Here is a 26,270-nt window from a genome sequence, read left to right on the forward strand (position 1 = left end):
TCTGCTATGATAAAGTTAACACTGTGATGGAAGGAGAAATAGATATGGATCAGGATATGAAAGAAAGCATGTTCGGTGCATTAGAAAATGTAATTGACCCTGAGCTTGGAATTGATATCGTCAACTTAGGTTTAGTATATGATGTAGATTTAGATGATGAGGGTGCAGCAACCGTTACAATGACATTAACATCAATGGGCTGCCCACTTGGACCAGTAATTGTAGATCAGGTCAAGACAGCACTAAGTGAGCTGCCAGAAGTGAAAAGTACAGATGTTAATATCGTATGGAGTCCACCTTGGTCAAAAGATAAAATGTCTCGCTATGCAAAAATGGCATTAGGTGTACGCTAATACGTAAAAAAATCCCTGCTTAGGGCTGATAAGCAGGGATTTTGCATGTAACAAATTAATCAATACGGCATATTTGTAATGGACAATTTTCACAGGCAATTTCCTTTTTTAAAAACTGTAAATCATGAATCGTAATAAAGCCTTTATCAAAAGTTAAAATTTTGTGGTTTTTTAAATCATTCAACATACGATTAATCATTTCGCGACTTGTTGCACATAAATTGGCAAGCTCCGTATTCGTTAGTTGAAAATCAATAAAAATCGAACCATTTTCTAAAGGTTTACCATACGTATTGGAAAGACGGATAAGCGTTGAAAGCAAAGCACCCTTTTTACCGTTTAATAGTAAATCACGTAATCGACTTTGATGCTTTAAATTTTCTGTTTGTAGCCATTTCATATACTCGATCATTACTGTGGGCTGTTCCTCTAGTAAGTGCTCTAATGATTGGCGGCTCAATACATACAGTGTAGAAGGTTCTAAAACCTTTGCAGTCATAGAATTATAAACGAGGTTACAAAATAATGAACCTTCGCCAATAATACTGTCAGGACCACAAATACGAACGGTTAATTCCTTACCACTCTCGGTTTCTTGGCTAATCGAAATAGTACCTGTTTTGATATAGTAAATTTCTTTCGCTCGCTCCCCCTCTAAAAAAATTTTACTTCCTTTATTGACTTTAATAAAAACACCATGCCTTTGAAAAAGATCTTGAATCTTTTCAAACATATTATCCATTATCACCATATCTCCAACACATCGCTTTCTTTTTGTAATAAAGGGCTATTATTACAAAAGGATAGTGGATTTTCGACAGTTTAAAACATAGAAACATACTTTTATTATAACGTAAATTACCATTTTAAGTGAAAAAATTTGAGCGATTTCTTTGCTATTGATGATTCTCTGATGTAAAATAAAGTTAGTCAAAAAAGGTCAAACCTTTTTTAAAAGAATAGCAATGGGTATAGAAAGTCTATAAAACATGATGAAGAAGGAGTGCTAGTTATGCAATTTCAACAAACAGATAACCAAAAACCATTAGAGCAATTTGGACGTAACTTAATTGAAGAAATTAAAAAAGGTAAAATGGATCCTGTTATTGGGCGTGATGAGGAGATTCGTAATGTTATTCGTATTCTAACACGCAAAACTAAAAATAATCCTGTATTAATCGGTGAACCGGGTGTTGGGAAAACAGCCATTGTAGAAGGATTGGCGCAGCGCATTGTAAAAGGCGATGTACCAGAGGGCTTGAAGGAGTGTGTACTATATGAGCTTGATATGAGTGCATTAATTGCAGGTGCAAGCTATCGTGGCCAATTTGAGGAACGTTTAAAGGGTGTATTAAAAGAAGTAAAGGAATCTGAAGGGCGAATTATTTTATTTATTGATGAAATTCATACAATTGTGGGTGCAGGAAAAACGGATGGTGCTATGGATGCAGGGAATATGTTAAAGCCAATGCTAGCCCGCGGTGAGCTACATTGTATTGGTGCTACGACATTGGATGAATATCGTATGTATATTGAAAAAGACCCTGCTTTAGAACGACGCTTTCAACAGGTGCTTGTCCGTGAACCATCTATAGAGGATACAGTTTCTATTTTACGTGGCTTAAAGGAGCGCTTTGAATTGCATCATGCTGTACGTATTCATGATCGAGCGATTGTAGCTGCGGCAGAACTATCAAATCGTTATATTACAGAGCGTTTTTTACCAGATAAAGCAATTGATTTAATCGATGAAGCCTGTGCCATGATTCGTACAGAAATTGATTCCATGCCACAGGAATTAGATGCAGTAACGCGTCGTATTATGCAGCTAGAAATTGAGGAACAAGCCTTACGTAAGGAAAAAGATGAAGTAAGTAAAAAGCGCCTCGAGCAGCTCCGCGAGGAATTAGTAAAGTTAAAAGAGTCCTCTGAAGGCATGCGACAACAGTGGGAAGCAGAAAAAGAAATGCTACATGATATTCAGAAAAAACGTGAAACATTGGATAAATACCGCCGTGATTTAGATGAAGCGGAAGGAAAATATGACTTAAATAAAGCTGCTGAATTACGGCATGGTAAAATTCCAACATTAGAAAAAGAAATTCAAACATTAGAGCAGCAATTAGAGCATGGCGCAGAATCACGTATTTTACGTGAAGAGGTAACGTCTGAGGAAATCGCTGCAATCGTTTCACGTTGGACAGGCATTCCTGTTACAAAATTAGTGGAGGGTGAGCGTGAAAAGTTATTACGCTTAAAAGATACGCTGCATGAACGCGTGGTTGGGCAAGATACAGCCGTTCAATTAGTGACAGAAGCAGTATGGCGTGCACGTGCAGGCATTAAAGATCCACAACGTCCGATTGGTAGCTTTTTATTCCTAGGCCCAACAGGAGTTGGTAAAACAGAGCTAGCCAAAGCACTTGCTGCACAATTATTTGATTCAGAGGATCATTTTATTCGTATTGATATGAGTGAATATATGGAAAAGCATAGTGTGTCTCGTCTTGTCGGTGCACCTCCTGGCTATATCGGCTATGAAGAGGGGGGACAATTAACAGAGGCTGTCCGTCGCAATCCTTATGCTGTTGTCCTATTAGATGAAATCGAAAAGGCACATCCAGATGTAGCCAATATTTTATTGCAAATTTTAGATGATGGTCGCATTACGGATAGCCAAGGACGTATGGTGAACTTTACAAATACCGTTGTTATTTTAACATCCAATATTGGCTCTAATTATTTAATGGAGGCAAAGGAAGATGATACAACAGTTGAAGATTTAGTAATGGCTGCGCTTCGCCAACATTTTAAACCAGAGCTATTAAATCGTATGGATGATATTATCCTTTTCCATGCGCTATCTGATCAGCATTTTACAGCCATTACTTGGAAATATGTGGAGCAGCTTATAAAACGTGTGGCGGAACAGGACATTACATTGGCTATTGATCAAGAAGTAATTGATTGGGTTGTAGAACAAGGAGCAGATCCCCAATTTGGGGCAAGACCGTTAAAACGCTTTGTACAACGACATATTGAAACAGCTGTGGCGAAGGAACTTTTACGTGGTGAGATATTACCAGGAGAAACATTGCATGTCACAATGCGTGATGGGCAATGTGTGGTGGAACAATAAAAGAAAAACCTGTTTCGCATGATGCGGAACAGGTTTTCTAATTGCATTAATGATGATCTGCAGCCTCTGGTGTAGGATCGTTTGGAATAATGGCACCAATAACAAAAATTAGGATGGAGAATACAACAGAAATGATTGCTCCAACTTTAAAATCAAATGGTGCACCAAGCACAGAGCTGACTACATAGTTTAACATTGACACTAGTAGGAATGACCATATAAACGTCACAATGTATTGCATTAATTTCACCTCAACCGAACTTTTTTCAATCACAAAGTTTTACTCATATTCATTATCATATCATAACATAAATCGAAAAAAAATGAACCTTTTATGAATTTGTCACAATTCTAGAACGGTGCTCAAAAGTAAGGAAGCTTCGCTCAAAAAGAGTGAGTAGTCGCTCAAAAGCAAGGGAATTCGGCTCAAAAAAGTGAAGATTCGCCCAAAAGTAGAGTCACTCCGCTCAATAACAGCAAGATGTCCCTTAAAGTGATCAAAATGTTATCACTAAAATACAATAATCGCAAATCATCTTGCACCCTTCCTTTACTATGCGTTATAATTATGACCAGTTACTAATAATTGATAGTAAGAAAGCTGAGGGGTTGCTATATGAATGCTGGTATTATAGGAATTGGTAAATATGTTCCTGAGAAGGTCATGACAAATTTTGATTTAGAAAAAATAATGGACACTTCGGATGAATGGATTCGTACACGAACAGGCATTGAAGAGCGTCATTTTGCGGCAGATGATCAGGAAACTTCAGATTTAGCAGTAGCTGCTGCCAAAGAAGCTATTGCAAAAGCAGGCATTACACCAGAGGAAATTGGCTTAATACTTGTAGCAACTGTAACGCAGGATCAAACTTTTCCAAGTGTAGCATGTATGGTGCAGGAGCAAATCGGAGCAGTAAATGCAGCGGCGATGGATCAAGCAGCAGCATGTGCAGGATTTATATATAGTTTAGTGACAGCCAAGCATTTTGTAGAGGCAAATACTTATAAATATGTCTTAGTAGTAGGTGTAGAAAAGCTATCTAAAGTCATTGATTGGCAGGATCGTAATACAGCTGTCCTATTTGGAGACGGAGCAAGTGCAGCCATCGTTGGTCCAGTATCTGAAGGTAGAGGTATTTTATCTTTTGAGCTTGGTGCAGATGGAACAGGTGGTAAAAATCTTTATTTAACAAAACAAGACACAATTGCGATGAATGGTCGTGAAGTATTTAAGTTTGCAGTACGTCAAATGGGTGAATCGGCTGTTAATGTATTAGAAAAAGCTGGTTTAACAAAAGAAGATGTTGATTTTTTAGTGCCACACCAAGCAAATATAAGAATTATGGAGTCTGCTCGTGAGCGCTTAGAGCTACCACCAGAAAAAATGTCAAAAACGATTCACAAATATGGCAATACTTCTGCGGCTTCTATTGGTATTTCTTTGGTAGATGAGCTTGAAGCAGGTAAAATTAAAGAAGATGATTTATTAGTCCTAGTTGGTTTTGGTGGCGGTTTAACATGGGGAGCCGTTACTATGAGATGGGGCAAATAACAACGAAAAATGCTAGAGGGGAGCAAGAAAATGAGTAAACGACGAGTAGTAATTACAGGAATTGGCGCAGTAACACCACTTGGAAATAACATCGAAGAAACATGGACTAACATTAAAGCTGGTAAATCTGGCGTTGGTGAGCTAACACGTTTAAATAAAGATCTTTTTGCAGCGAAGGTTGCGGCAGAAGTAAAAGATTTTAATATTGAACAATATGTGGACCGCAAAGAAGCACGTAAAATGGATCGTTTCACGCAATACGCATTAGCCGCTTCTATTATGGCAATGGAAGATGCACAGCTAACAATCGATGAGGAGCTTGCACCACGTGCAGGTGTTTGGATTGGTTCTGGTATCGGAGGTATGGAAACATATGAACAACAGTTTTTAACATTCCAAGAGCGCGGTGCAAGACGTGTTAGCCCATTTTTTATTCCAATGATGATTCCTGATATGGCTTCAGGTCAGGTATCTATTCATTTTGGTGCAAAAGGCATTAACTCTTGCTCAGTAACGGCATGTGCCTCAGGTACAAACTCAATTGGTGATGCCTTTAAGGTAATTGAACGTGGCGACGCAGATGTGATGATTTCAGGTGGAGCTGAATCACCAATCGTGACAATGGCTGTAGCAGGTTTCTGTGCTAATACAGCTTTATCCTTAAATCAAGATCCGCAAACTGCCTGTCGTCCATTTGATAAAAACCGCGATGGCTTTATTATCGCGGAAGGTGCAGGCATTGTCGTTTTAGAGGAATATGAACATGCTAAAGCTCGCGGTGCTAAAATCTATGCTGAAGTGTTAGGCTATGGTGCAACTGGAGATGCACATCATATCACGGCCCCAGCTCCAGAGGGCGAGGGTGCAGCACGTGCGATGGCCCAAGCATTGACAGATGGCGGTGTAGAGCCAGCACAAGTTGACTATATCAATGCACATGGTACAAGTACACCTTACAATGATTTATTTGAAACACAAGCGGTTAAAACAGTGTTTGGTGAACATGCCTATAAGCTTGCAATGAGCTCGACAAAGTCGATGACAGGTCATTTACTAGGAGCAGCGGGCGGTATAGAAGCTATTTTTACAGCACTTGCCTTAAAAGAAGGTATATTACCACCAACAATTAATCTAACAGAGCCAGACCCTGAGTGTGATTTAGATTATGTACCAAATGAAGCACGTACAGCAGGGATTCAATACGCAATGAGTAATTCACTTGGCTTTGGTGGTCATAATGCTAGTCTTTTATTTAAAAAATATGAAGCATAAGTAGCGCTTCTAAATTTAAAAACGTCAGCCAAATTTTTAACGGCTGACGTCTTTTTTTATCGTTTTATGAATACATGATAAGTAAGAAGAAATAGAAAGGATGCCGCTACTTTGTTTCGTCTTTTTATATTTTTAGTAAGCTATGGCTTAATGATTCTCTCACTAGGAAATTTGATACTGTACTTAAATTACCGTACTCTTGGATATTCCTGGAAGGTTGTATTTAAATTTATTTTTCAAACAACAGAATTTTATATGGCGATAGGAGCCTGTATTATATTATGCGCTGTTGTTCTTGATATTGGTTTTGATCGATCAGCAGACAAGCCATAATTTAGCGACGCGTACGGCCAAGACCCATGCCTTCCTCCATACGTTTTAATGTGGCACTAGCAATGGCATTTGCTTTTTCAGCACCCTCATCTAAGATAATATCTAACTCAGCAGATTCCACTAAATTGTAGAATCTGTCTTGAATAGGCGCTAAATGCTCAATAACCGCTGTTGCAACACCCTGCTTAAAGCCACCATAGCCGATACCATCATATTTTTTCACAAGATCCTCAATCGTTCCACCTGAAATAGCGGATTCGATTGTTAATAAATTTGACACACCTGGTTTATTTTCAACATCAAATGCCACAATACCATCAGAATCTGTGACTGCTGATTTAATCTTTTTCTCGATGTCCTTTGCTGTATCTAATAGCTTGATGGTTGCTTTTGTATTTGGATCAGATTTGCTCATTTTTTTCGTTGGCTCTTGTAAAGATTTAATACGAGCGCCTGCTTTTGGTAATTGAATTTCTGGAATCGTAAAAACATCTCCATAGCGTTTGTTAAAGCGCTCTGCAAGATCACGTGTTAACTCAATATGCTGCTTCTGATCATCACCAACAGGAACAATATTTGTGTTGTACAGTAAAATATCCGCAGCCATTAATGGCGGATATGTTAAAAGGGCAGCAGATACGCTTTCCTTGCCATGTGATTTATCTTTAAATTGTGTCATACGTTCAAGTTCCCCGATGGACGCAACACATTGTAGCATCCAACTTGCTTGGGCATGTGCTGGTACCTCTGATTGAATAAATAAGGTCGATTTTTTAGGATCAATTCCCGTAGCAATATAAGTAGCAGCTAACTTACGAATATTGTCACGCAATTCCTTTGGGTCTTGTGCGACTGTAATAGCATGTTGATCAACGATACAATAAATAGCATTTCCTTCGTCCTGTAATGCAGGGAATTGCTTAAAGGCTCCTAAATAGTTCCCCAACGTGACGATTCCTGTTGGCTGTACACCTGAAAAAATAGTTGTCATTAAAATTTCCTCCTTGGCTAAAAAAATGGATTACGCCTTGGCTGCGCTTTGCCGTGGTTTAGACAGAATCAAAATAAAAAAACATCATGCGCCCTTATTAGATTTTTTCTAATGAAGGGACGAATGATGTTTGAATCCGCGGTACCACCCAGCTTGCCGAAATCGGCCACTCTGCTTCGTAACGTGAAGGGACGAGCTTTGCTAATAGTTGAACACGTTCACAAAGCTAACTCAGAAGTCCATTCCATATACCTCCACGATCTGTTTGCAGCAACCACAGACTCTCTACACGTTTTAGCATATGTACTACTCTTCGTCAGCGTTTTTCCTTAATGTAATGTATAATTGCAAAGAATTATATTATAAAGATTAAATTATGTAAAGTCAGACTTTTGGCGGTGTTTTTTTTCGCAAAAAAATTATATGCTTTTTTTGTTGCATAATTTTGTTAAAAACAAAATTATTTTTAGTAATTTTACGTTTCAATGTACACGTCAAATTGACAATATTCTCGTTTATTTTTTGTAAATGAGAACAAATAAGAGTATGAAAAGATGTTTAAAATGTGTGGAGAGTGGGAATATTAGTAGTAGACATCTGGGATGTAAGAAAAGACAGATAGATGAAAATATATAAATAGACAGAATATTTAGTTAGGGAATCCGTCTTTTTTTTATTGGAACTATATTCAAATACAACAGAGTGCTGTATAATATTTATGTGTATCGTACATTACATTAATTCTAATTTAACACACTAGTTATAGATAATGATTACAAAAGGAAGGGATGTGTCAGAATGATCGTCACGCTATTTACATCACCAAGCTGTACTTCTTGTCGTAAAGCAAAAGCATGGTTAGAGGAGCATGAAATTCCATATACAGAGCGAAATATATTTTCTGAACCATTAAGCATTAGTGAAATAAAAAAAATTTTACGTATGACAGAAGATGGAACAGACGAAATTATTTCTACTCGCTCAAAAATATTCCAAAAATTAAATGTCGATGTTGAAAGCTTACCGCTACAACGTTTATATGAATTAATTCAGGAATACCCTGGATTATTACGTCGACCAATTATTTTGGATGAAAAACGTCTACAAGTAGGCTATAACGAAGATGAAATTCGCCGCTTTTTACCTCGTAAAGTTCGTGCTTATCAGCTACAAGAAGCTCAGCGTGTAGTGAATTAATCGTATCATTTCTGAATAATATAAGTAGTAGATGTTACAAATGTAAAATACATATTGTGACATCTATTTTTTTGTGGTTTACTTTAGGTAAATCCTTCTCTATAAAGTATAATAATTAATAGGAAAGAGTCATATATTTCCGTAAAAGTATGTTAAACTTGATTTAAGGTAGATAGTTTACTACAATTTCAATAATTCAAATAACTTCTGTGAAACGGTGTATATCCTTTTCATTTTATGACAAAACAGCATACAATAGAGATAGGGATAACTGTAAATAAAAAATTTTATATTTACAGCTCCTCAAGTGATTTTATTGTAGTGTGGTCAAAGGTTGAAAAACAATTGTGGTATGAAGGTTAAAATTAATGAATAAAAGCATACTAATGAAACAAAGCTGTTTTTCGACATATGACAGTGAAGGGAGATGAGGTCTAGTGGACATCGAACGTGTAAATGAAAATACACTCAAGCTCTTTATTACGTACAATGATATAGAGGATCGCGGCTATAGTCGTGAAGAGATTTGGTACAATCGAGCGAAGGGTGAGCAACTTTTTTGGGATATGATTGATGAAGTAAACACGGAGGATTATTTTGATGTAGAAGGTCCGATTTGGATTCATATCAATGCATCTGAAGTGGGCTTGGAAATCATTGTCACACGTGCACATATTTTAAAAGACGGTGAAACATTAGATGGTCATTCGAATTTTGATGAACACAAAGATATGTTTGCACCATTTGATGAGGTTGGAGAGGATCTTCTTAGCCAGCTAACTCAATTTGGTGATATGGATGAGTCAGAGTTGTTTATGGATACAGATATTTATGTTTATAAATTTAAAGATATTGATGAGTTAATCCCTGTTGCCAAACGAATGACAGACGAATTAGTGGATTCCTCATTATTCAAATATGAAAATTGGTACTATTTAGTTGTTGATTTCGGCAATGCAGATGAGGAATTAAATCGTCATGATCGAAATGCAGTGATCAAGGAATTTTTAACACCATCCAATTTTACGATCCATCGTTTAGAGGAATATGGTGAAAAAATCATGGAATTTAATTGCTTTGAAACTGTTCGAAAATATTTTGCTTAAGCATAGAAGCTTCTGATTCTTTCAAGTATTTAGACTGTCGTGAAACTCAAGTAACCTCTTGAGATTCACCACAGTCTTTTTTTATTGGGAAATAAGCTGCATTTTTTAAATTTCAAAAAAAACCCCCTTTTTATTTGTTTACACGTCTATCCTCGATTATAGTTGGCTAAAAAGGAGCTGATGTTATGCTGATTGCCTATACCGATCAACGGCAGCTATTTCTCCCTTATCAATATACGAGGGAGACTTTACAGCGATATAGGCGGCAACTAAAATTTTATTGTCCGCAATGTTTACAGCCTGTTCGGCTTAAAATTGGCCATTATACTATTCCTCATTTTGCCCATCTTGCTAAAAATCATTGTGACCAACTCTTTGCAGAGGGAGAATCTAAATTGCATTTACAAGGGAAAATTCAATTATTTGAATGGCTACAAACGCTTGGGCATAAAGTGGAGCTAGAGCCATTCTTAAACACTCTTTCTCAACGTCCAGATTTACTTGTTACAGTAGCAGATAGGCGCTTCGCATTTGAATTTCAATGCAGTACCATCTCCCATGAAAAATGGCAACAGCGAACAACGGGCTATGAAAAACATTATATAGAGGCAGTTTGGCTCTTTCAAGCACCCCCAGAGAAACAAACAATCAGTGGCATTAGAAAACTTAAAATTTCCCCATTACTCCAAAAAGCATTGATATCGACTGAAACAGAATTCCCTTATTTAATCACCTATAATGCGTTAACAGCAAAATTTATCTATTGGACGAATCTTCTTCATGTTCATGGGCATACTTTTATAGGCAAAGTACAAGAAATTCCTCTAGCTAAGCAATGTTTTCCGTTTTACCAACCTATCTGTATTACCCAGCAAGAATTTAAGCAGTATTGGCAACTTTATAAAGACGCTTGTAGACAATTTGCGTATGGGCGATTACTGTATAGTAAAAAAGGTGTGCAAGATCCATTTTTACGATATTGCTATGAATTACAGCTTTCACCCAGTGCTATCCCTTTATTTATTGGCATACCCGTCAAAGAAGGGGCTGCTATTCCTTTATGTGCTAGTGAATGGCAAATAATGCTGCTCCATTTTAGTAAGCAATTATGCTTACAACCTCATGTATTAACAAGAGATCATATTGAACATTTTTTAAATAAACATAAGCTTGAAGTAACAGAGCAAGCCATAAAGGCTGTTCAATCCTATAGTCTTTTATGGAAGGCTATTGATGATAAACAAGACTTGTCAGATATTTGTGAGCAAGTCTATGTACAATTAGTTGCAATTGCCACAATATACTGAGAAAATATGAGAGTAAAAGGAAAAAAGCACATATAAAGGGGGGCTAGCATATATGGCTAGTAACAATAATCAGGTCTTACTGAGAAGTGAAGTACCAGAGGCGTTAACTTGGCGTTTAGAGGACATTTTTGCCACAGATGCACTTTGGGAAGAGGAATTTAAAGAAGTTGCAGAGCTTGCCAAAAAAGCCTCTAGTTATGCAGGTACGCTTACTAATGGAGCAGCGGCATTATTGGCCACTTTACAGTATCACGATCATATTTATGAGCGTGCCATGAAGCTCTACACATATGCCCATATGCGTTACGATCAAGACACAACAAATAGCCTATATCAGGATATGAACAGTCGTATTCAAACATTGGCAACAAATATTTCAGCTAGCCTATCATTCTTAACACCTGAAATCCTAGCTTTAAGTGAAGAAACCATTGAAAGCTATTTAGCAGAAAATCAAGACCTGCAATTATATAAGCAATCGTTACAAGAAATTACAATGGCACGCCCACATGTTTTGCCAGCAGAACAAGAAGCATTATTAGCACAAATGGCAGAGGTCACTGGCACAGCTTCCAATACATTTGGCATGTTAAATAATGCCGATATGGAATTCCCTTATGTAAAGAACGAAGAGGGCGAAGAGGTACAGCTAACGCATGGTAACTATATTAAATTTTTAGAGAGCAAGGATCGTGCTGTACGTGAAGGTGCATTTAAAGCCATGTATAAAACATATGGTAAATTTAAAAATACTTTCTCAGCAACGCTTACAGGCAATGTGAAGAAGCATAATGTGAGTGCACGTATTCGTCATTATGATTCTGCACGCCATGCAGCCATGTCGAATAACTTTATTCCGGAAAATGTTTATGACCAATTGGTTGAAACCATTCATAAGCATTTACCAGCAATGCAACGCTATATTGCATTGCGTAAAAAGCTATTAGGTGTGAACGAGTTGCATATGTGGGATTTATTTGCACCGCTTGTGAAAGAAGTCGATATGAAGGTTACGTATGATGAAGCGCAAGAAATCTTAGTAAAGGCTTTAGCGCCATTAGGTAAGGAATATCAATCCATTGTTCAAAGTGGATTTGATCAGCGTTGGGTCGATGTGCTAGAGAATAAAGGGAAGCGCAGTGGAGCTTATTCATCAGGCACATATGGCACAAACCCCTATATTTTAATGAACTGGCAAGACAATGTGAATAATTTATTTACATTGGCACATGAATTTGGACATAGTGTTCATAGCTATTATTCACGAAACAATCAGCCGTTTGTTTATGGCAACTATTCTATCTTTGTAGCCGAGGTAGCCTCTACATGTAATGAAGAGCTACTAAATGATTATTTGCTGAAAACAATTGACGACCCACAGCAAAAAATTTATTTATTAAATCATTGGCTAGATGGTTTTAGAAGCACGGTGTTTAGACAAACAATGTTTGCGGAATTTGAACATCTGATTCATCAAATGGATAGCAATGGCGAGGCTTTAACAGCAGAGCGTTTAACAGAGGTTTATTATGAGTTAAATAAAAAATACTTCGGTGATGATATTGTAGTGGATGAGGAAATCGGCTTAGAATGGGCACGTATCCCGCATTTCTATTACAATTACTATGTTTATCAATATGCGACAGGTAAATCAGCGGCAACGGCATTAAGTAAGCAAATTTTAGAGGAGGGTGCGCCAGCTGTAGAACGTTATATTAATAACTTCTTAAAGGCAGGCTGCTCGGATTTCCCAATTGAAGTATTAAAGGCTGCAGGTGTTGATATGAATGTTGCGAAGCCAATTGATGATGCATGTAAAGTCTTTGAAGAACGTTTAAATGAATTAGAAAAATTATTGTTAGATAATTAATTGATGAGGCTGTAGGACGATTCCTATAGCCTCTTTTAAGTAGTGTTTAGATATTTTTGAAAAAAGAATAATGATTTTTTTTGATTTCCAAGTAGATTAAAAGTGTCAATCTTGGAAAAATACTGTTTGAAATCGCTTTCTATTTGACAAATTTGTGAAACTACTATTGGTTTCATTGATATATATATTATTCCGTGATAAAGTAAGTCCTGTGAAATAAATCACAAAACAAACATACACCCCTTTGTTTGAACGTGAACATTTCTCCCATCCCCTTTGTGAAAAAGAAGCGTCTCTATCGATCGAGGATAGAGACGCTTCTTCGTTTTTATCTTGGTTTAGCAAATTCTTTTTGCGCGAAAGCAAGGCGTCAGCAGCAAATCTCTTTTGGGCGAAAGCGAAGCGTCAGTAGCACATACAGAAGCCCCTCTATAGGGAGGAGATGAATGCTTTTTTTGCCTCTGTTCAGTGGGTGTCCAAACGCCTACTGAACCAAGAAAAAAGCACCCTATAAAAATAAAATAAGCTCAGTGCAATATCTTGCACTAGAGCTTATTTTTATCTAATAAACTATTATTTAAGACGCCATAATGTAGCGTGAGTTGTCTGGATTCGTTCAATTTTCTGTTGCAGCATACGCTTCTTTAGTTCGCGCTCCGCTGCTTGCTCTGTTAATGAATAAATAAAGGCAATTTCATTTGTAGAAAGTGTATGGAATTTAGAAAATAAGTCCTCAATGGTTGGTAATGGCTGACGTACAAGCTGCTCACTCAGCATCTCTTGTAAAATATGTTCATAAACTTCATAGGCATAACTGCCACTGACTTTTAGCCCCTCATCTTCAATGCATTCATTGAAAAATACAATGCTTGGCACTTCATCGACTTCCATTTCACGCTTAATATATAAATCACATTGAAAGGCTCGTGCTGCTTCCTTTGAGCCAAAATCCACCGTAAACTCATTCATATCAAGCTGAACATCCTCCGCAATTTTTAATAGCGTTGCATAAGAGTTAACATCTTGATGATTGAGTAAGACGTATTCCTGTAATTTTGACAAATAGCGCGTACCTGCGCGTTTACCCTGTAATTCGGCTGCTTTAATCGCAATGGATGGTAAAACAGGGTGATTAATATCAAGCTCTATTCCTGATATACACCCTTTGACACGTTTACTTAAGCAGTTTAAAGAAGTAAGTTCTGTGCTTAAGACGAAGCGCCATGTAAAGTAATGGTTGTATTCAAGCTGTAGTTTACGAAGAGTAGCCTGCATACTAAAAGCTTCAGGGCATAGTGGATCTATGAAAATATACAATTCAATTGGCTTATTGGTAGTAGAAATCGTTGGTGCTGGCTGTTGTATCATTTGAATATTATTCACGTAACAATTCCCCCTCATCGTCATTTGGCGTATTAACCATGTGATGAGCTGTTAATACTAGGCGTTGATAATAAGTTTCACGGAATTTCCCTTCTAAGCCCACCTCATCCATTGCTTCAGCCATGCATTCTAGCCAAGCTTGTGCACGGTCTGGTGTAATCGGAAAATTCATATGACGTGCGCGCATCATTGGATGTCCGTGTTCTTCAGTAAAAAGATTGGGTCCACCTAAATATTGTGTTTGAAATTGAATTTGTTTACGGATTGTCTCTGTCAAATCTTTTGGAAATATTGGGATAAGATCAGGATGCTGAGCAACTCTTTTATAGAAAGCATGAATAAGTTCTGACAGTTTTTCAGCTCCCAGCTCCTCATAAGGAACAGTGTATTTTCGATTCATAAATTATATGCTCCTTTTATTCTTTATAGCATAAAGTATTATTTCGATACTTTATCATCACAAAAATGTGAAATTCTTGTGTCTATCTTCATTCTATCAACGTCTTTTCGTTTACACAAACAAAGCGCTCTTACGAATTGTTGTTCGCTATAAACGCGCAAATTTCACCACAAAGGGTGAAATTTGCTGAAAAACATGATGATATACCTACACGGTGAAGTAATTCATTACTTTTTTGACATAATTCTGTGTTTCTTTGAAAGGCGGAATGCCTCCATATTTTGTAACACGGGAAGCGCCTGCGTTATAGGCAGCTAATGCCAATGCAGGGTCATTATTAAATTTATCAAGCATCTGACGCAAGTAGTTAGCGCCAGCCATTATATTTTGTTCTGGATCAAAGGCATTTGTAACTCCTAAATATTGCGCTGTTTTAGGCATTAATTGCATTAAGCCCTGTGCTCCAGCACGGCTTATAACTGTTGGATTAAAATTAGATTCTTGTTTGATGACAGCTGCAATTAACTTGGCAGGCACATTATAAGTAGCCGCAGCTTTTTCAATAATTGCAGCATACTGATTGGCTCCTGCTAATGTATTTGCATAGGCTGTTGAGCCAATCACATCATCAGAGACATAGGAATTAAGCTTCGTATCTGTAGGGCTATTGGCTAGTGCCTGCTTAACGGATTCGGGTACGAATACAGCATTAGGCCCTTTGTATAGCAGTGATTCCAAAGTATTTTGATCTGATAAAGAAGCAAGTTGCCCGAGCTGATTGGCAAAATCAGTATAGTTAGTCGTACCTGTTGCAAGTAAACTAGATAATTTTGCGTTACTAGCTGTCGATGCATCCCCTAATATTTCATGAATCATGTCAGAAAAGATCGTATTATTACTTGTTAAACTGTTTGTTGATGAACTTGTAGTAGCTCCAAGTGTTTGCAATGCTTGAATTTCTAGTAAAGATTTTAGTGATTGGATATCCAAGGAGTCAGTCACCTTCCTTTTTTCATAAGGATTTTTGTGCTTGTAATGCCTTCATAAAGCGAGCAATTTTTTTATCTGTATCATGCTTTTGAATACCGTATTGTTGTAAAAAATTGTAGAAAATTGTCTTTCCTTTTACTGCATCATTTGTTTCATATTCTACCTCATAATCATCGCACTGCAAATAGTAAGAATGATCAAAAACAAGAAGTCCCTCTTGATATGGAATTTCAACACGATCTGTTGTCAGGGAGCCGAATACATATAGTTGCTCTAAGGGAACATTGTGAAATGCGAGTCTTTTCGCTACCTCTGGTGCATAAAAGCCCTCGCCATTCAGCATCCTTTTAGCTTGCTCTGCGGTTAATTCGTCTGTTGTTTCGAGATGAACATGTTCTGCATTTTTTTCCTTCAGTGTACATTCGTAATAATGATTGATTTGTCTAATTCGCAGCCCGCTTTGCAGATTTCGAATAGCTTGAGTAGGTGTATCAAAATAATGATTTATTTGACGATGGATAGCATTAGTGTGGATATGGAAAGCTTGTAATAATTGCTCGTATTGTTGTTTTGTTAAGAGATTTTTAAACTCAATTTCAATTTCTTGTGTCATATATATTCACCGCTTTTATTTTTTATTTTTCATTCATTGTTTTGCTTGATTTAATATTTACACACTGCAACTATTTACCCTGTGTGCTAAAATAAGAGGGAGAGTACAACGAAAAGGGGAACCGCATGTGCGTAAAATTTATACAATAGAAACATCAAATTTTGAACAGGATCAACTTCATTTTAGTTTAAACGACAATGAAGAAAAATTACAGTTAAAACCTGCTGGACAGCTTATTGCAGATTCAGATGATTTTGCATTTATTTATTTACTGGATGCAGGCGAAGACTATCATTACTTGCGTTTTCCACCGAGTAGTTGGGAAAATCTTGTACATATTTTGCAAAAAAAAGAAAACCCCATATTGCGAATAGGGGAAGAAAATATCGAGCTGACAAATTTCTACGATGAATTAGAGATGCTCGTGTATAATATTGAGGGTAATTTCAATTATGGGGCAGAATTTGTCCAAGCAGTGGAACAACATTTTAGAGCAATTCTTGCTGAATAGAAAGACATAACGAACAGACGGTGTTCGCTATCGAATGTCGGGAGGTTTTTGCGATGGGGCAGTGGGAAATCTTTTTAAGTCCTTATAAACAGGCAGTAGATGAATTAAAAGTAAAGCTAAAGGGGATGCGCTCCCAATTTGGGATTATTAATACCAATTCACCAGTTGAGTTTGTCACAGGACGGGTTAAGCCTTTAGCAAGTATATACGATAAAACATTAGAAAAGGGACTAGCATTTGAGCCATCTAAACAGCTTGGTGACGAACTCGGGGATATTGCTGGGCTTCGTATTATGTGCCAATTTGTTGATGATATTGCGACTGTTACAGAGCTAATTCGTCAACGGAATGATATGCGTGTAGTGGAAGAACGGGATTATATTACACATAATAAGCCAAGTGGCTACCGCTCCTACCATATGATTGTTGAATATCCTGTTGAAACCATTCAGGGGAAAAAGGTAGTGTTAGCTGAAATCCAAATACGAACACTCGCAATGAATTTTTGGGCATCGATTGAGCATTCCTTAAATTATAAATACAAGGGTATGTTTCCAGAGGAAATTAAAAATCGGCTACAAAGTGCAGCCGAGGCAGCATTTCGCTTGGATGAAGAAATGTCATCGATTCGCAGTGAAATTCAAGAGGCACAAGCTTATTTTAGTGAATATAAAGAAGCATCGAATCCTAGTTTACTATCGGAAAAGGAGCGTGACACATAATGAAATTTTCGATTCAATCACGTAGAGATGCGCAATCCAATGAACTAGCAGAGTTAGCTAAAACCTATTTGCAGGATTTCGGTCTAACGTATGATGAAGAAACACCAGAAATTGTTGTTTCCATTGGTGGAGACGGGACACTTTTACATGCCTTTCATCGCTATTTGCATTTATTAGATCAAGTAGCATTTGTCGGTATCCATACAGGGCATTTAGGCTTTTATGCGGACTGGAAGCCATCTGAATTAGAAAAGCTAGTGCTGTCCATTGCGAAAAAGGACTTTAATGTTGTGGAATATCCATTATTAGAGGTGAAGGTCGAGCATCATAACGCTGACTCCAATACGTATCTCGCCTTGAATGAAGCTACTGTCAAATCACCTGATGTTACGCTGGTGATGGATGTTGAGTTAAATGGCAATCAATTTGAACGCTTTCGAGGAGATGGGCTTTGTGTGTCAACGCCATCTGGTAGTACAGCCTATAATAAAGCGCTTGGAGGGGCTATTATCCATCCAACATTGGCAGCGCTTCAAGTAACTGAGATTGCCTCGATTAATAATCGTGTGTTTCGAACAGTTGGCTCACCATTAATTTTACCAGCCCACCATCATTGCGTATTGCGTCCAGTAAATGACCAGAATTTTAATATGACTGTTGACCATTTGCAAATTACACAAGGCGATGTCAAGGCGATTGCTTTTAATGTTGCCAATGAAAAGGTACGATTTGCACGATTCCGTCCATTCCCATTTTGGGAGCGTGTGCATGAATCATTCGTAGCGAATGAATAAAATAGACCCGAGATTTACAGTGCAATTTATTGCTCAAAAAGACGGTCAATTGTTAAGAGAGGCTCTTCAGGAATGGCGCATTTCTAAACGTGCCTTAACAGCCATTAAATTTGATGGTGGCTTATTGACTGTCAATGGTGTGGAACGCAATGTTAGATATATTCTTCAGCTTGGTGATTGTGTGGAAGTAACATTTCCACCAGAGGAAAAAAGTGATGGGCTTGCGGTTGAGCATGGTGATTTAACTATTGTTTATGAGGATGAAGCGATTTTAGTAGTAGATAAGCCAGCTCATCAAAATACAATCCCCTCACGAGAGCATCCAACTGGTAGTATTGCAAATATGGTGTGTGGTCACTTTCAACAGCAAGGTTTAGCATCTACTGCTCATATTGTGACAAGGCTGGATCGTGATACGTCGGGTTTGTTGTGTATCGCTAAGCATGCACATATCCATCATTTAACAGGTCTTGCCCAGCGCAGTAGAGAAATTTCAAGGAAATATGAGGCAATTGTGCATGGTCATGTCGAACAAGATAGCCAATCCATTGTAGCACCTATAGGTCGTAACGAAATGAGCATTATTGAGCGAGAAGTACGTGCAGATGGGCAATATGCACATACAGATGTCACTGTGCTAAAACGTTTTTTTCTCGATTCTGAACCAATGACCTATATACGCCTGCAATTGCATACAGGGCGTACCCATCAAATTCGTGTGCATATGGCTTATCTGGGACATCCACTTGTTGGTGATGATCTTTATGGAGGAAGTCGTCGTTCTATTGACCGCCAAGCCCTGCATTGTGTATCTCTCGATATGGCTCATCCGTTAACAAATGAGCCATTACAATTCACAAGTATGCTCACTAACGATATACTTAGGCTATTAGGCTAATAAAGCTATCCTGTCTATAACAGGCTGTGAGGTGCTTAGCTTGTGTTGCTCTACTAATCAGTGAGAAATAAAGAAACGCCTCACTGATTGAAGGTTCACGTTATCTTCATAAATAAAGGGGATGTTCGCACAAACGGGCATCTCCTTATCACGTTTAAAGAGGTTATTTTCTTAACAGTTTGTTAACAAAAAAATAATGAAGGTAAGGTATAGTAAAATAAAAGATTTTTCTTATTTTTCAAAGATATTTGGCTAGGAAGTGTAATTTCTACTAGTATATAAAGACTCGGTAAAATAACGTAAAAAGGATTTGCAAAAAAAGGTCTAATCACTCTATTATATAGAAGGTGGATTTACGGCATTGCCCGTAACACCGATTAAAAGCTCGGAAGGAGGGGACAAGCATGATAGAGGAAAGAAATGAAAAGGATGATGTGCAATTTGACGAGGCACATTTACGAGAAATGCTCGAAGCACATAATATTGACGCATTCCGTGATGAGTTTTTAGAGCTTCATCCATATGATCAGGCAACGTTTTATGAAAAGGTGGAGCCTGATATAAGGAAGATCATCTATTCGTTCTTGTCTCCGACAGAAATGGCTGATATTTTTGAGGCAATCGATATTGAAGATGATGAGTATAAAGCGTATCTTGCTGAAATGGACCCATCCTATGGTGCAGAAATGCTGTCCCATATGTATGCGGATGATGCAGCAGATGTCTTAAATGAACTGGATATAGCGCAACGTGAAAGCTATTTAGAAATGATGGATGAGGAAACAGCTGAGGAGATTAATGAGCTGTTAAGCTATAGTGAGGATACAGCTGGTTCCATTATGACCACTGAATATGTCGCTATTCCAGAAAATTCAACTGTTCGTTCAGCGATGGCTATTTTGCGAAAAGAAGCACCAGATGCGGAAACCATTTATTATATTTTCGTGGTAGATGAAAATCACCGCTTGACAGGTGTTATTTCGTTACGAGATTTAATTATTGCAGATGAGGATACACGTATTCGCTCCATTATGAATGAACGTGTCGTTATGGTACATGTAGATGATGATCAAGAAGAAGTTGCCCAAATTATGAAAGACTATAATTTCTTAGCAACACCTGTTATCGACCATGAAGGTGAATTGCTTGGGATTATTACAGTCGATGATATTATTGACGTTATTGATGAGGAGGCCTCTGAGGACTATTCTAAATTAGCGGGTATTTCGGATATGGATAAGTTTGATGTCACGCCATTACAAGCAGCTAAGAAACGTTTGCCCTGGCTTGTGGTACTACTATTTTTAGGAATGCTGACAGCTAATTTAATGGGGCAATTTGAGGATACCTTAGATAAAGTTGCTCTGCTTGCAGTATTTATTCCTTTAATTTCAGGAACCTCAGGAAATAGTGGCACACAGGCATTGGCCGTGGCAATACGAGGAATTGCAACAGGAGATGTTGAGGAACATAGTAAATTTAAGCTTCTTCTTCGTGAAGCGGGTACAGGTTTAATGTCAGGTGTTGTTTGTGGATTAATTGTGATTGGTATTGTTTATTTTTGGAAGCAAGAGCTTGTTCTAGGTATGCTAGTAGGGGCAGCGCTTTGTGGCTCCATTTTAGTCGCAACATTAGCAGGATCATTTATTCCTCTGTTAATGCACCGCTTGAAAATAGACCCAGCGGTGGCATCAGGACCTTTTATTACAACGTTAAATGATATTACAAGTATTTTAATTTACTTAGGGTTAGCAACAGTTTTCCTAAGTCAAATAGGCTAAGAACCAAATGACTTGCTTTCGCATATTGTATGGAAAAAAGGGAAGTGAGTAATGTGAGTCGAGAGCCACGCTTGTTTATAAAATCGCCATCGTACTTTTTAAATATTTCAAAGATGTTGCATGAGCTTGATTTAGATGAAAGTACGTCTGTCTACGTAAGGGACTATGTATATGATGAACCAGCAGCAAGCGAAGAGAGAGTGGAGGATATACAGATTGATCCGTACTTGCTAAAGCAGCTTCAATTTTTAGAAAAGCCGTTTCGTCAAAAAGCCTATCAACCGTTGTTAGTTTGTTTGAAGGATGGGAGAAAATTAACGGGTACTGCTTCAGATGTCCAACATGATTCTTTAATGCTGACATCCTTAGAATTAAAAACACAGGAAATCATTTATTTTGAAGATATACAACAAATACTTTGGCGTGGAAAGAAATTGCCCACATTGTAAAAAAAGTGTACAGCAGAGGATGCTGTACACTTTTTTATGTGTGTGTGTCAAAGGTGAAAGAATTAGTCACAAATCCCTAAGTCAACATCAGCGATACATTGTACAGCGCAGAAGCAAGATAAATCTACAGTGATACAGCTATCTGTTGAGTTCCAGTCATCTACTTTGCAGATTTTTTTCATGTTTACGCAACAACCGTCACGGCTTAATAAGTCTACTGTACTTTCACTAGAGTCAAATGTACATAAAGGCTCTAAAACACGTAAAGTTGCACAGCACTCATCAAACATATCTTCTACACGGAAGAAGACAGATGTACAAATACAAGGATCTGCTGTTGGAGAATTAAAGAAAGCTTTAAATGGAGTACCGTCTTTTGTAATTAACATAAATACACGTGTATCTGCATGAGAGCGAGCGGGACTTACAATTCCGCCTAGTGGTTCTAAGAAACAGTTAGCTGTACATGGGGAACACTCATCTCGCACCGCTTGATTTTGAATATCTAAAATAGCGCGAACTACGTCACAAACGCAGCCTGCTGATTGGATTGGTCCAATAGGATTTGTTGGCTTACCACAACCCATATTGTCACCTCCTTTCCTTGTTACTACTTCTACAATATGTACTTTTGAAAAATGGACTCGGGCTTTCGTATATATTCTTCGCATGAATAGTTTTTTTTATTGTGGTGAAACTGTAAAGAAAAGGAGGGTAAAACTTGAGGCTACTAGGAATAACATTACCTCTCTTAGCTGTTTTGATGCTGTTAAATGGCTGTGCTGAAAAAGAAAAATTTATTGTCTATGGTTCACCACAAAATGAAGGAGAAGTCGAAGCCCTTATAAAAGAAGAAGACTTTGTGGAACGTACAACGGTTATCCAGTATGACGATAGTATGCTTGTTGCAGTACAAATTAAACCATGGGATAAGTGGAAAAAGGCTAAGCTAGAGAAAAAATTACAAAAGAAATTTGATAAAAAATATCCAAACAAAGATGTGTTTGTGTCCGCTGATTATAAAATTTTTTATGAGGCCAATAAAATAAAAAAGGATCAGATGGAGGATAATAAATTGAGCGATAAAATTACAGAACTCATAAAGCTTGCAAAGGAGGAGACATAAATGGAAAAGGAGCAATATCAACAGTTAGAGCAAAATGTCACACCGAAGCCACCCTATTTAAAAAATGTAGCAAAGGCATTCTTTGTTGGTGGTTTTATTTGTGCAATTGGTCAAGCGGTGTCCCTTTTTTATATGATTTTCTTTAATTTTACAGAGGCAACAGCAGGTAATCCAACTGTTGCAACAATGGTATTCTTCGCCATGATTTTAACAGGACTTGGCCTCTATAAAAGAATTGGTCAATTTGCTGGAGCAGGTTCAGCAGTGCCAGTAACAGGCTTTGGTAATGCTGTTATTTCTGCGGCTATCGAACATCGATCAGAGGGGTTAGTACTGGGGGTCGGTGGAAATTTATTTAAGTTAGCAGGATCGGTTGTTTTATTTGGTGTGGTTTCAGCATTTTTTGTTGCGCTTATTAAATATATCCTTGTGACGATAGGAGTGGTTTCATGGTAATTGTTTTTCAATCGAAGCCATCCCTGTTAGCTGGTGGCGTTGTAGCAGGCCCTTTGGAGAATCGCAGCATTTTTAGTCAGTATTTTGATGCAGTCTATGATGATGAACGGTGGCAAATGAAAACAAATGAGCAGGGGCATCGTAAAATGATTGAAGAGGCCTGTGAGTTTGCCATGAAAAAAATGAATATACAAAAAGATGATATTGGCTATTTAATGGGTGGTGACCTTGTCAATCAAATGACACCGACCAATTTTGCCGCTAGAGATTTAGCAATTCCCTTTATTGGCTTATTTTCAGCATGTGCAACTTCTGTCTCTTCTGTTATTATTGCATGCCTGTTAACAGAGCTAGGTGCAGCTAATTTTTCACTTGCTGGTGCATCTAGTCAACATAATTCGATTGAGCGTCAATTCCGTTATCCCATCAATTATGGCGCGCAAAAACCGCAAACTGCTCAATGGACAGTAACTGCTGCTGGCTATGCATTGATTGGTAAACATCGTGAGGAATATCCTTCTATAGAAGCCGCAACAATCGGTAAATCCATTGATTATGGCATGGATGATCCGTTTCATATGGGTGCAGCGATGGCTCCTGCTGCCTTTCAAACAATTCAGGCTCATTTAGAACAGCGCAATCAAAAAATTTATCATTATGATTTAATTTTAACGGGTGATTTAGGACAGCTAGGCTTAAAGCTGCTAAAAGGTATGTTTGTGGAAAATGGTATAAAAAATGAAGAATTAACATTTTTACGTGATGCAGGTGCTGAGTTTTATGGACAGGATGAAGCATTTCAATCTGGAGCAAGTGGGGCAGGCTGTTCGGCAGCTGTTTTTTTTAGCTATGTTCTTCAACAAATGCGAGCAGGCAGCTATAAGCGTGTATTACTTGTGGCAACAGGTGCGTTATTGTCGCCATTGTCCTATCAACAGGGGGAGACCATTCCCTGTACCGCACATGCGATAGAAATTACAATGAAATGAGGCAAGAGCTATGGTAATGACATTTGTATTTGCATTTATTATTGGAGGCATTATTTGCGTCATAGGTCAATTATTAATGGATGTAGGTAATTTAACACCAGCACATACCTTAAGCACCTTAGTTGTTTTAGGTGCAATATTGGACGGCATGGGCTTATATGAGCCACTTATTGATTTTGCTGGAGCAGGTGCTACAGTGCCCATTACTTCCTTTGGCAATTCTTTAACACATGGGGCAATGGCTGAGGCAGAAAAGCATGGGCTTGTTGGTGTGCTCACAGGTATGTTTGAGGTGACAAGCTCAGGTATCAGTGCAGCCATTGTTTTTGGCTTTATCGGCGCGTTAATTTTTAAACCAAAAGGCAATATTGACTAGACGAATACCCCTCCCATATCTATGACCAAAACATATTATAGGTTGTAGAAGGGAGGGGTGCTTTTATGGGATATCAAGGCTGGTGCTCACAGCAGTATGGGAATAATGTTGGTGGGTGGAATAATAGCTATTGTGGGGGCGACAACAACTATGGTTATGGTTCAACATTTGTTTTAATTGTTGTCCTATTTATCCTTTTAATTATTGTTGGCGCTACTTACATCTAATTGGATGATCACAATAACGGCTTTAGCTTTTATTTGAAAGCTAAGGCCTCCACCATTTGTGAAAGATTTCGTGCAAGACGCAAGCTTATTTGAGTTTATAAGATAGGAGGGAAAACATGCATCGCTCGCTTTTTAATTCGATTGAGCAAAAAACAGGTGTATCGATGGATGAAATTTTCGCATTAGCCAATGCTATTCAACATGCAGATTTTACGAGTGAAAAACAAGTGAGAAAAATTGTCCGCCGTGTTGCTAAAGTTTCGAATAGATCTATTACACAAGAATTAGAGGATAAATTAGTAAAATCTATTATTCAAGATGGTGCGTCACTAGATTTTGATAAAATTACTAGAATGATGAAGTAGCATATGGCATATTCAGTTGGCAAAGCAGCTTGTTACGATAAGCTAAATGGTGGCAAGCTATATAAAAAGGTGTTACGAGCTGCAACATGCAATATCGTAACACCTTTTAATTAAATTTTTTTCTCCATCGCACGATGTGGAATACCTGCATCCATAAATTCAGGAGATGTTACGATATAGCCTAGCTTTTCATAGAATGGCACAGCATAGCTTTGTGCATGAAGCTTTAATAGTTGCTTATCAATGGAAATGGCGTGCTTTTCCATTTCCTGCATCATTAGTGCCCCTAATTTTTTACCACGCTGATCTTGTAAAATACAGACACGTTCAAATTTTGCCACGGTTTGCTCTATACTACGTAAACGTGCTGCCCCAACTGGCTTATCATCCTCATACATAATAAAGTGCGTAGCAGTCGCATCCTCTGCATCGCATTCGAGATGAAGTGGAACGCCCTGCTCTTCAACAAAGACCTTTTTACGAATGGCAAACGCATCATCATGTTCTTGCTTGGTTTCAACAATTTTAACCTTATACAATAGTTTATTCAGCCCCAGCTAAACGGAATGTTTCGTATGTTGTCCATGAGCCATCTTCTAATTGATATAAAAGATGAATGCGGTCAATGATATCTTTTTCATCCACGCCTGTCATACGTAATTGGCCGAAAATGTCATCATGCTCAGAGTCAGACAGTTTTTGAGCAATCGTAATATGTGGGACAAAGACATGCTTCATTTCCCCATGTGGAATTTTTTCCTGAAGCTCACGTTGGAATGCTGTTAATTGTTCAGTTGGCTCAATGCGGAAGAAAATCGCATTTGTTGTAGGGAAAAACGAACTTATGCGTGATGCATGAATAGCCAAAGGCGCATATTTAGCAGCAAGTTCATCCAATTGCTTGACGAGTGTCTGAATTTCCTCTTCAGATGCCTCAAAGCTGTCCTTTAACGTCATATGCGGAGTAATTTTCGCATAATGAGGGTCATATCGTTTGCGATAAGTGTTCGCTAAATCTTGCAATTTTTTTGACGGAAATGCTACAATACCGTACTTCATAGTCCATT

The 26,270-nt window shown here is 37.9% G+C and carries 30 protein-coding genes and 1 other annotated feature; of the genes, 20 read left to right on the forward strand and 10 right to left on the reverse strand.

Annotated features, from left to right (window positions below):
• Positions 1-44 precede the first annotated feature (44 nt).
• Entirely contained in the window at positions 45-353 is a 309-nt protein-coding gene (locus MHB44_RS04250) for a metal-sulfur cluster assembly factor (protein ID WP_053993668.1), read from the forward strand.
• A 55-nt stretch (positions 354-408) separates the two neighbouring features.
• Here the strand turns inward: MHB44_RS04250 and MHB44_RS04255 are convergent, their stop codons facing one another.
• Positions 409-1,095, reverse strand: a complete 687-nt coding sequence (locus MHB44_RS04255; protein WP_053993669.1) for a Crp/Fnr family transcriptional regulator — start codon at positions 1,093-1,095, stop codon at positions 409-411.
• A 270-nt stretch (positions 1,096-1,365) separates the two neighbouring features.
• Here MHB44_RS04255 and MHB44_RS04260 point away from each other — a divergent pair, with 270 nt between their 5' ends.
• On the forward strand, positions 1,366-3,492 hold the full coding sequence (locus tag MHB44_RS04260) for an AAA family ATPase (RefSeq protein ID WP_083448445.1): 2,127 nt from the start codon (positions 1,366-1,368) through the stop codon (positions 3,490-3,492).
• A 46-nt stretch (positions 3,493-3,538) separates the two neighbouring features.
• Here MHB44_RS04260 and MHB44_RS04265 read toward each other — a convergent pair whose 3' ends face one another.
• Positions 3,539-3,733, reverse strand: coding sequence for a YjzD family protein (locus MHB44_RS04265; protein WP_053994876.1), 195 nt, complete (start codon positions 3,731-3,733; stop codon positions 3,539-3,541).
• A 375-nt stretch (positions 3,734-4,108) separates the two neighbouring features.
• Between MHB44_RS04265 and MHB44_RS04270 the strand changes: the two genes are divergently transcribed.
• A complete protein-coding gene (locus MHB44_RS04270; RefSeq protein ID WP_341301688.1) occupies positions 4,109-5,047 on the forward strand; it encodes a beta-ketoacyl-ACP synthase III in 939 nt (312 codons plus the stop codon).
• 30 nt (positions 5,048-5,077) lie between these two features.
• Positions 5,078-6,319, forward strand: coding sequence for a beta-ketoacyl-ACP synthase II (fabF, locus tag MHB44_RS04275; RefSeq protein WP_341301689.1), 1,242 nt, complete (start codon positions 5,078-5,080; stop codon positions 6,317-6,319).
• 334 nt (positions 6,320-6,653) lie between these two features.
• Here the strand turns inward: fabF and trpS are convergent, their stop codons facing one another.
• Positions 6,654-7,643, reverse strand: a complete 990-nt coding sequence (trpS, locus tag MHB44_RS04280) for a tryptophan--tRNA ligase (RefSeq protein ID WP_341301690.1) — start codon at positions 7,641-7,643, stop codon at positions 6,654-6,656.
• 112 nt (positions 7,644-7,755) lie between these two features.
• Positions 7,756-7,972 (reverse strand) — a binding site (T-box leader).
• Between the two features lie 472 nt (positions 7,973-8,444).
• Here trpS and spxA point away from each other — a divergent pair.
• From spxA to pepF, 4 genes are all read left to right on the forward strand, one after another.
• Positions 8,445-8,840, forward strand: coding sequence for a transcriptional regulator SpxA (gene spxA, locus MHB44_RS04285; RefSeq protein ID WP_200908532.1), 396 nt, complete (start codon positions 8,445-8,447; stop codon positions 8,838-8,840).
• Between the two features lie 437 nt (positions 8,841-9,277).
• Positions 9,278-9,946: an adaptor protein MecA gene (mecA, locus tag MHB44_RS04290; RefSeq protein ID WP_053993675.1), complete on the forward strand. Its 669-nt coding sequence runs from the start codon at positions 9,278-9,280 to the stop codon at positions 9,944-9,946.
• A 185-nt stretch (positions 9,947-10,131) separates the two neighbouring features.
• Positions 10,132-11,253, forward strand: coding sequence for a competence protein CoiA family protein (locus MHB44_RS04295; RefSeq protein WP_341301691.1), 1,122 nt, complete (start codon positions 10,132-10,134; stop codon positions 11,251-11,253).
• Positions 11,254-11,305: 52 nt separating this feature from the next.
• On the forward strand, positions 11,306-13,123 hold the full coding sequence (gene pepF, locus MHB44_RS04300; protein ID WP_341301692.1) for an oligoendopeptidase F: 1,818 nt from the start codon (positions 11,306-11,308) through the stop codon (positions 13,121-13,123).
• 573 nt (positions 13,124-13,696) lie between these two features.
• Here pepF and MHB44_RS04305 read toward each other — a convergent pair.
• The 4 genes from MHB44_RS04305 to MHB44_RS04320 form a co-directional block, all read right to left on the reverse strand.
• A complete protein-coding gene (locus tag MHB44_RS04305) occupies positions 13,697-14,506 on the reverse strand; it encodes a DsbA family protein (protein WP_341301693.1) in 810 nt (269 codons plus the stop codon).
• Positions 14,499-14,906: a globin gene (locus MHB44_RS04310; protein WP_053993679.1), complete on the reverse strand. Its 408-nt coding sequence runs from the start codon at positions 14,904-14,906 to the stop codon at positions 14,499-14,501. The genes MHB44_RS04305 and MHB44_RS04310 overlap by 8 nt, the downstream gene beginning before the upstream one ends.
• 207 nt (positions 14,907-15,113) lie before the next feature.
• Complete coding sequence (locus tag MHB44_RS04315) at positions 15,114-15,896, reverse strand: lytic transglycosylase domain-containing protein (RefSeq protein WP_341301694.1); 783 nt, start codon at positions 15,894-15,896, stop codon at positions 15,114-15,116.
• A 22-nt stretch (positions 15,897-15,918) separates the two neighbouring features.
• Complete coding sequence (locus MHB44_RS04320) at positions 15,919-16,509, reverse strand: CYTH domain-containing protein (protein WP_341301695.1); 591 nt, start codon at positions 16,507-16,509, stop codon at positions 15,919-15,921.
• A 127-nt stretch (positions 16,510-16,636) separates the two neighbouring features.
• Here MHB44_RS04320 and MHB44_RS04325 point away from each other — a divergent pair, with 127 nt between their 5' ends.
• From MHB44_RS04325 to MHB44_RS04350, 6 genes are all read left to right on the forward strand, one after another.
• Positions 16,637-17,020: a hypothetical protein gene (locus MHB44_RS04325; protein ID WP_341301696.1), complete on the forward strand. Its 384-nt coding sequence runs from the start codon at positions 16,637-16,639 to the stop codon at positions 17,018-17,020.
• A gap of 53 nt (positions 17,021-17,073) precedes the next feature.
• Positions 17,074-17,742 carry a GTP pyrophosphokinase family protein gene (locus MHB44_RS04330; RefSeq protein WP_053993683.1) on the forward strand — a complete coding sequence of 223 codons (669 nt, stop codon included), beginning with the start codon at positions 17,074-17,076 and terminating at the stop codon, positions 17,740-17,742.
• Positions 17,742-18,536 carry an NAD kinase gene (locus MHB44_RS04335; RefSeq protein WP_053993684.1) on the forward strand — a complete coding sequence of 265 codons (795 nt, stop codon included), beginning with the start codon at positions 17,742-17,744 and terminating at the stop codon, positions 18,534-18,536. Before MHB44_RS04330 ends, MHB44_RS04335 begins: the two co-directional genes overlap by 1 nt.
• Positions 18,529-19,434, forward strand: coding sequence for an RluA family pseudouridine synthase (locus tag MHB44_RS04340; RefSeq protein ID WP_341301697.1), 906 nt, complete (start codon positions 18,529-18,531; stop codon positions 19,432-19,434). Before MHB44_RS04335 ends, MHB44_RS04340 begins: the two co-directional genes overlap by 8 nt.
• 404 nt (positions 19,435-19,838) lie before the next feature.
• The gene (mgtE, locus tag MHB44_RS04345) at positions 19,839-21,215 is read left to right on the forward strand and encodes a magnesium transporter (protein ID WP_341301698.1); all 1,377 of its coding nucleotides are present in this window, start codon (positions 19,839-19,841) and stop codon (positions 21,213-21,215) included.
• 53 nt (positions 21,216-21,268) lie between these two features.
• On the forward strand, positions 21,269-21,664 hold the full coding sequence (locus tag MHB44_RS04350; protein ID WP_341301699.1) for a hypothetical protein: 396 nt from the start codon (positions 21,269-21,271) through the stop codon (positions 21,662-21,664).
• A gap of 62 nt (positions 21,665-21,726) precedes the next feature.
• Here the strand turns inward: MHB44_RS04350 and MHB44_RS04355 are convergent, their stop codons facing one another.
• Positions 21,727-22,251, reverse strand: a complete 525-nt coding sequence (locus MHB44_RS04355; RefSeq protein ID WP_053993687.1) for a CotY/CotZ family spore coat protein — start codon at positions 22,249-22,251, stop codon at positions 21,727-21,729.
• 134 nt (positions 22,252-22,385) lie between these two features.
• On the opposite strand from MHB44_RS04355, the gene MHB44_RS04360 reads away from it, so the two are divergent.
• The 6 genes from MHB44_RS04360 (at position 22,386) to MHB44_RS04385 (ending at position 25,203) form a co-directional block, all read left to right on the forward strand.
• On the forward strand, positions 22,386-22,790 hold the full coding sequence (locus tag MHB44_RS04360; RefSeq protein ID WP_341301700.1) for a YhcN/YlaJ family sporulation lipoprotein: 405 nt from the start codon (positions 22,386-22,388) through the stop codon (positions 22,788-22,790).
• Positions 22,791-23,246, forward strand: a complete 456-nt coding sequence (gene spoVAC, locus MHB44_RS04365) for a stage V sporulation protein AC (RefSeq protein WP_341301701.1) — start codon at positions 22,791-22,793, stop codon at positions 23,244-23,246.
• The gene (locus MHB44_RS04370; RefSeq protein ID WP_341301702.1) at positions 23,240-24,235 is read left to right on the forward strand and encodes a stage V sporulation protein AD; all 996 of its coding nucleotides are present in this window, start codon (positions 23,240-23,242) and stop codon (positions 24,233-24,235) included. Before spoVAC ends, MHB44_RS04370 begins: the two co-directional genes overlap by 7 nt.
• Positions 24,236-24,245: 10 nt before the next feature.
• Entirely contained in the window at positions 24,246-24,611 is a 366-nt protein-coding gene (gene spoVAE / locus MHB44_RS04375; RefSeq protein ID WP_053993690.1) for a stage V sporulation protein AE, read from the forward strand.
• Positions 24,612-24,676: 65 nt separating this feature from the next.
• Entirely contained in the window at positions 24,677-24,838 is a 162-nt protein-coding gene (locus MHB44_RS04380; RefSeq protein WP_083448446.1) for a YjcZ family sporulation protein, read from the forward strand.
• A gap of 116 nt (positions 24,839-24,954) precedes the next feature.
• Entirely contained in the window at positions 24,955-25,203 is a 249-nt protein-coding gene (locus MHB44_RS04385) for a stage VI sporulation protein F (RefSeq protein WP_053993691.1), read from the forward strand.
• 110 nt (positions 25,204-25,313) lie between these two features.
• Here the strand turns inward: MHB44_RS04385 and MHB44_RS04390 are convergent, their stop codons facing one another.
• Together MHB44_RS04390 and MHB44_RS04395 are read right to left on the reverse strand one after the other, a co-directional pair.
• On the reverse strand, positions 25,314-25,742 hold the full coding sequence (locus MHB44_RS04390) for a GNAT family N-acetyltransferase (RefSeq protein ID WP_341301703.1): 429 nt from the start codon (positions 25,740-25,742) through the stop codon (positions 25,314-25,316).
• A gap of 4 nt (positions 25,743-25,746) precedes the next feature.
• Entirely contained in the window at positions 25,747-26,262 is a 516-nt protein-coding gene (locus MHB44_RS04395; protein WP_341301704.1) for a YjcG family protein, read from the reverse strand.
• Positions 26,263-26,270 lie beyond the last annotated feature (8 nt).

The organism is Lysinibacillus sp. FSL H8-0500, from assembly GCF_038051955.1.
Lineage (GTDB): Bacteria > Bacillota > Bacilli > Bacillales_A > Planococcaceae > Lysinibacillus > Lysinibacillus macroides.

Coding starts and splice junctions, on each gene's coding strand:
- MHB44_RS04330 (WP_053993683.1), top strand. CDS start 17,074: ATGGGGCAGTGGGAAATCTTTTTAAGTCCTTATAAACAGGCAGTAGAT.
- MHB44_RS04295 (WP_341301691.1), top strand. CDS start 10,132: ATGCTGATTGCCTATACCGATCAACGGCAGCTATTTCTCCCTTATCAA.
- MHB44_RS04250 (WP_053993668.1), top strand. CDS start 45: ATGGATCAGGATATGAAAGAAAGCATGTTCGGTGCATTAGAAAATGTA.
- MHB44_RS04340 (WP_341301697.1), top strand. CDS start 18,529: ATGAATAAAATAGACCCGAGATTTACAGTGCAATTTATTGCTCAAAAA.
- MHB44_RS04255 (WP_053993669.1), bottom strand. CDS start 1,095: ATGGATAATATGTTTGAAAAGATTCAAGATCTTTTTCAAAGGCATGGT.
- MHB44_RS04320 (WP_341301695.1), bottom strand. CDS start 16,509: ATGACACAAGAAATTGAAATTGAGTTTAAAAATCTCTTAACAAAACAA.
- MHB44_RS04270 (WP_341301688.1), top strand. CDS start 4,109: ATGAATGCTGGTATTATAGGAATTGGTAAATATGTTCCTGAGAAGGTC.
- pepF (WP_341301692.1), top strand. CDS start 11,306: ATGGCTAGTAACAATAATCAGGTCTTACTGAGAAGTGAAGTACCAGAG.
- MHB44_RS04380 (WP_083448446.1), top strand. CDS start 24,677: ATGGGATATCAAGGCTGGTGCTCACAGCAGTATGGGAATAATGTTGGT.
- MHB44_RS04385 (WP_053993691.1), top strand. CDS start 24,955: ATGCATCGCTCGCTTTTTAATTCGATTGAGCAAAAAACAGGTGTATCG.
- MHB44_RS04355 (WP_053993687.1), bottom strand. CDS start 22,251: ATGGGTTGTGGTAAGCCAACAAATCCTATTGGACCAATCCAATCAGCA.
- mgtE (WP_341301698.1), top strand. CDS start 19,839: ATGATAGAGGAAAGAAATGAAAAGGATGATGTGCAATTTGACGAGGCA.
- MHB44_RS04265 (WP_053994876.1), bottom strand. CDS start 3,733: ATGCAATACATTGTGACGTTTATATGGTCATTCCTACTAGTGTCAATG.
- spoVAE (WP_053993690.1), top strand. CDS start 24,246: ATGGTAATGACATTTGTATTTGCATTTATTATTGGAGGCATTATTTGC.
- fabF (WP_341301689.1), top strand. CDS start 5,078: ATGAGTAAACGACGAGTAGTAATTACAGGAATTGGCGCAGTAACACCA.
- MHB44_RS04310 (WP_053993679.1), bottom strand. CDS start 14,906: ATGAATCGAAAATACACTGTTCCTTATGAGGAGCTGGGAGCTGAAAAA.
- MHB44_RS04260 (WP_083448445.1), top strand. CDS start 1,366: ATGCAATTTCAACAAACAGATAACCAAAAACCATTAGAGCAATTTGGA.
- trpS (WP_341301690.1), bottom strand. CDS start 7,643: ATGACAACTATTTTTTCAGGTGTACAGCCAACAGGAATCGTCACGTTG.
- MHB44_RS04395 (WP_341301704.1), bottom strand. CDS start 26,262: ATGAAGTACGGTATTGTAGCATTTCCGTCAAAAAAATTGCAAGATTTA.
- MHB44_RS04370 (WP_341301702.1), top strand. CDS start 23,240: ATGGTAATTGTTTTTCAATCGAAGCCATCCCTGTTAGCTGGTGGCGTT.
- MHB44_RS04335 (WP_053993684.1), top strand. CDS start 17,742: ATGAAATTTTCGATTCAATCACGTAGAGATGCGCAATCCAATGAACTA.
- spoVAC (WP_341301701.1), top strand. CDS start 22,791: ATGGAAAAGGAGCAATATCAACAGTTAGAGCAAAATGTCACACCGAAG.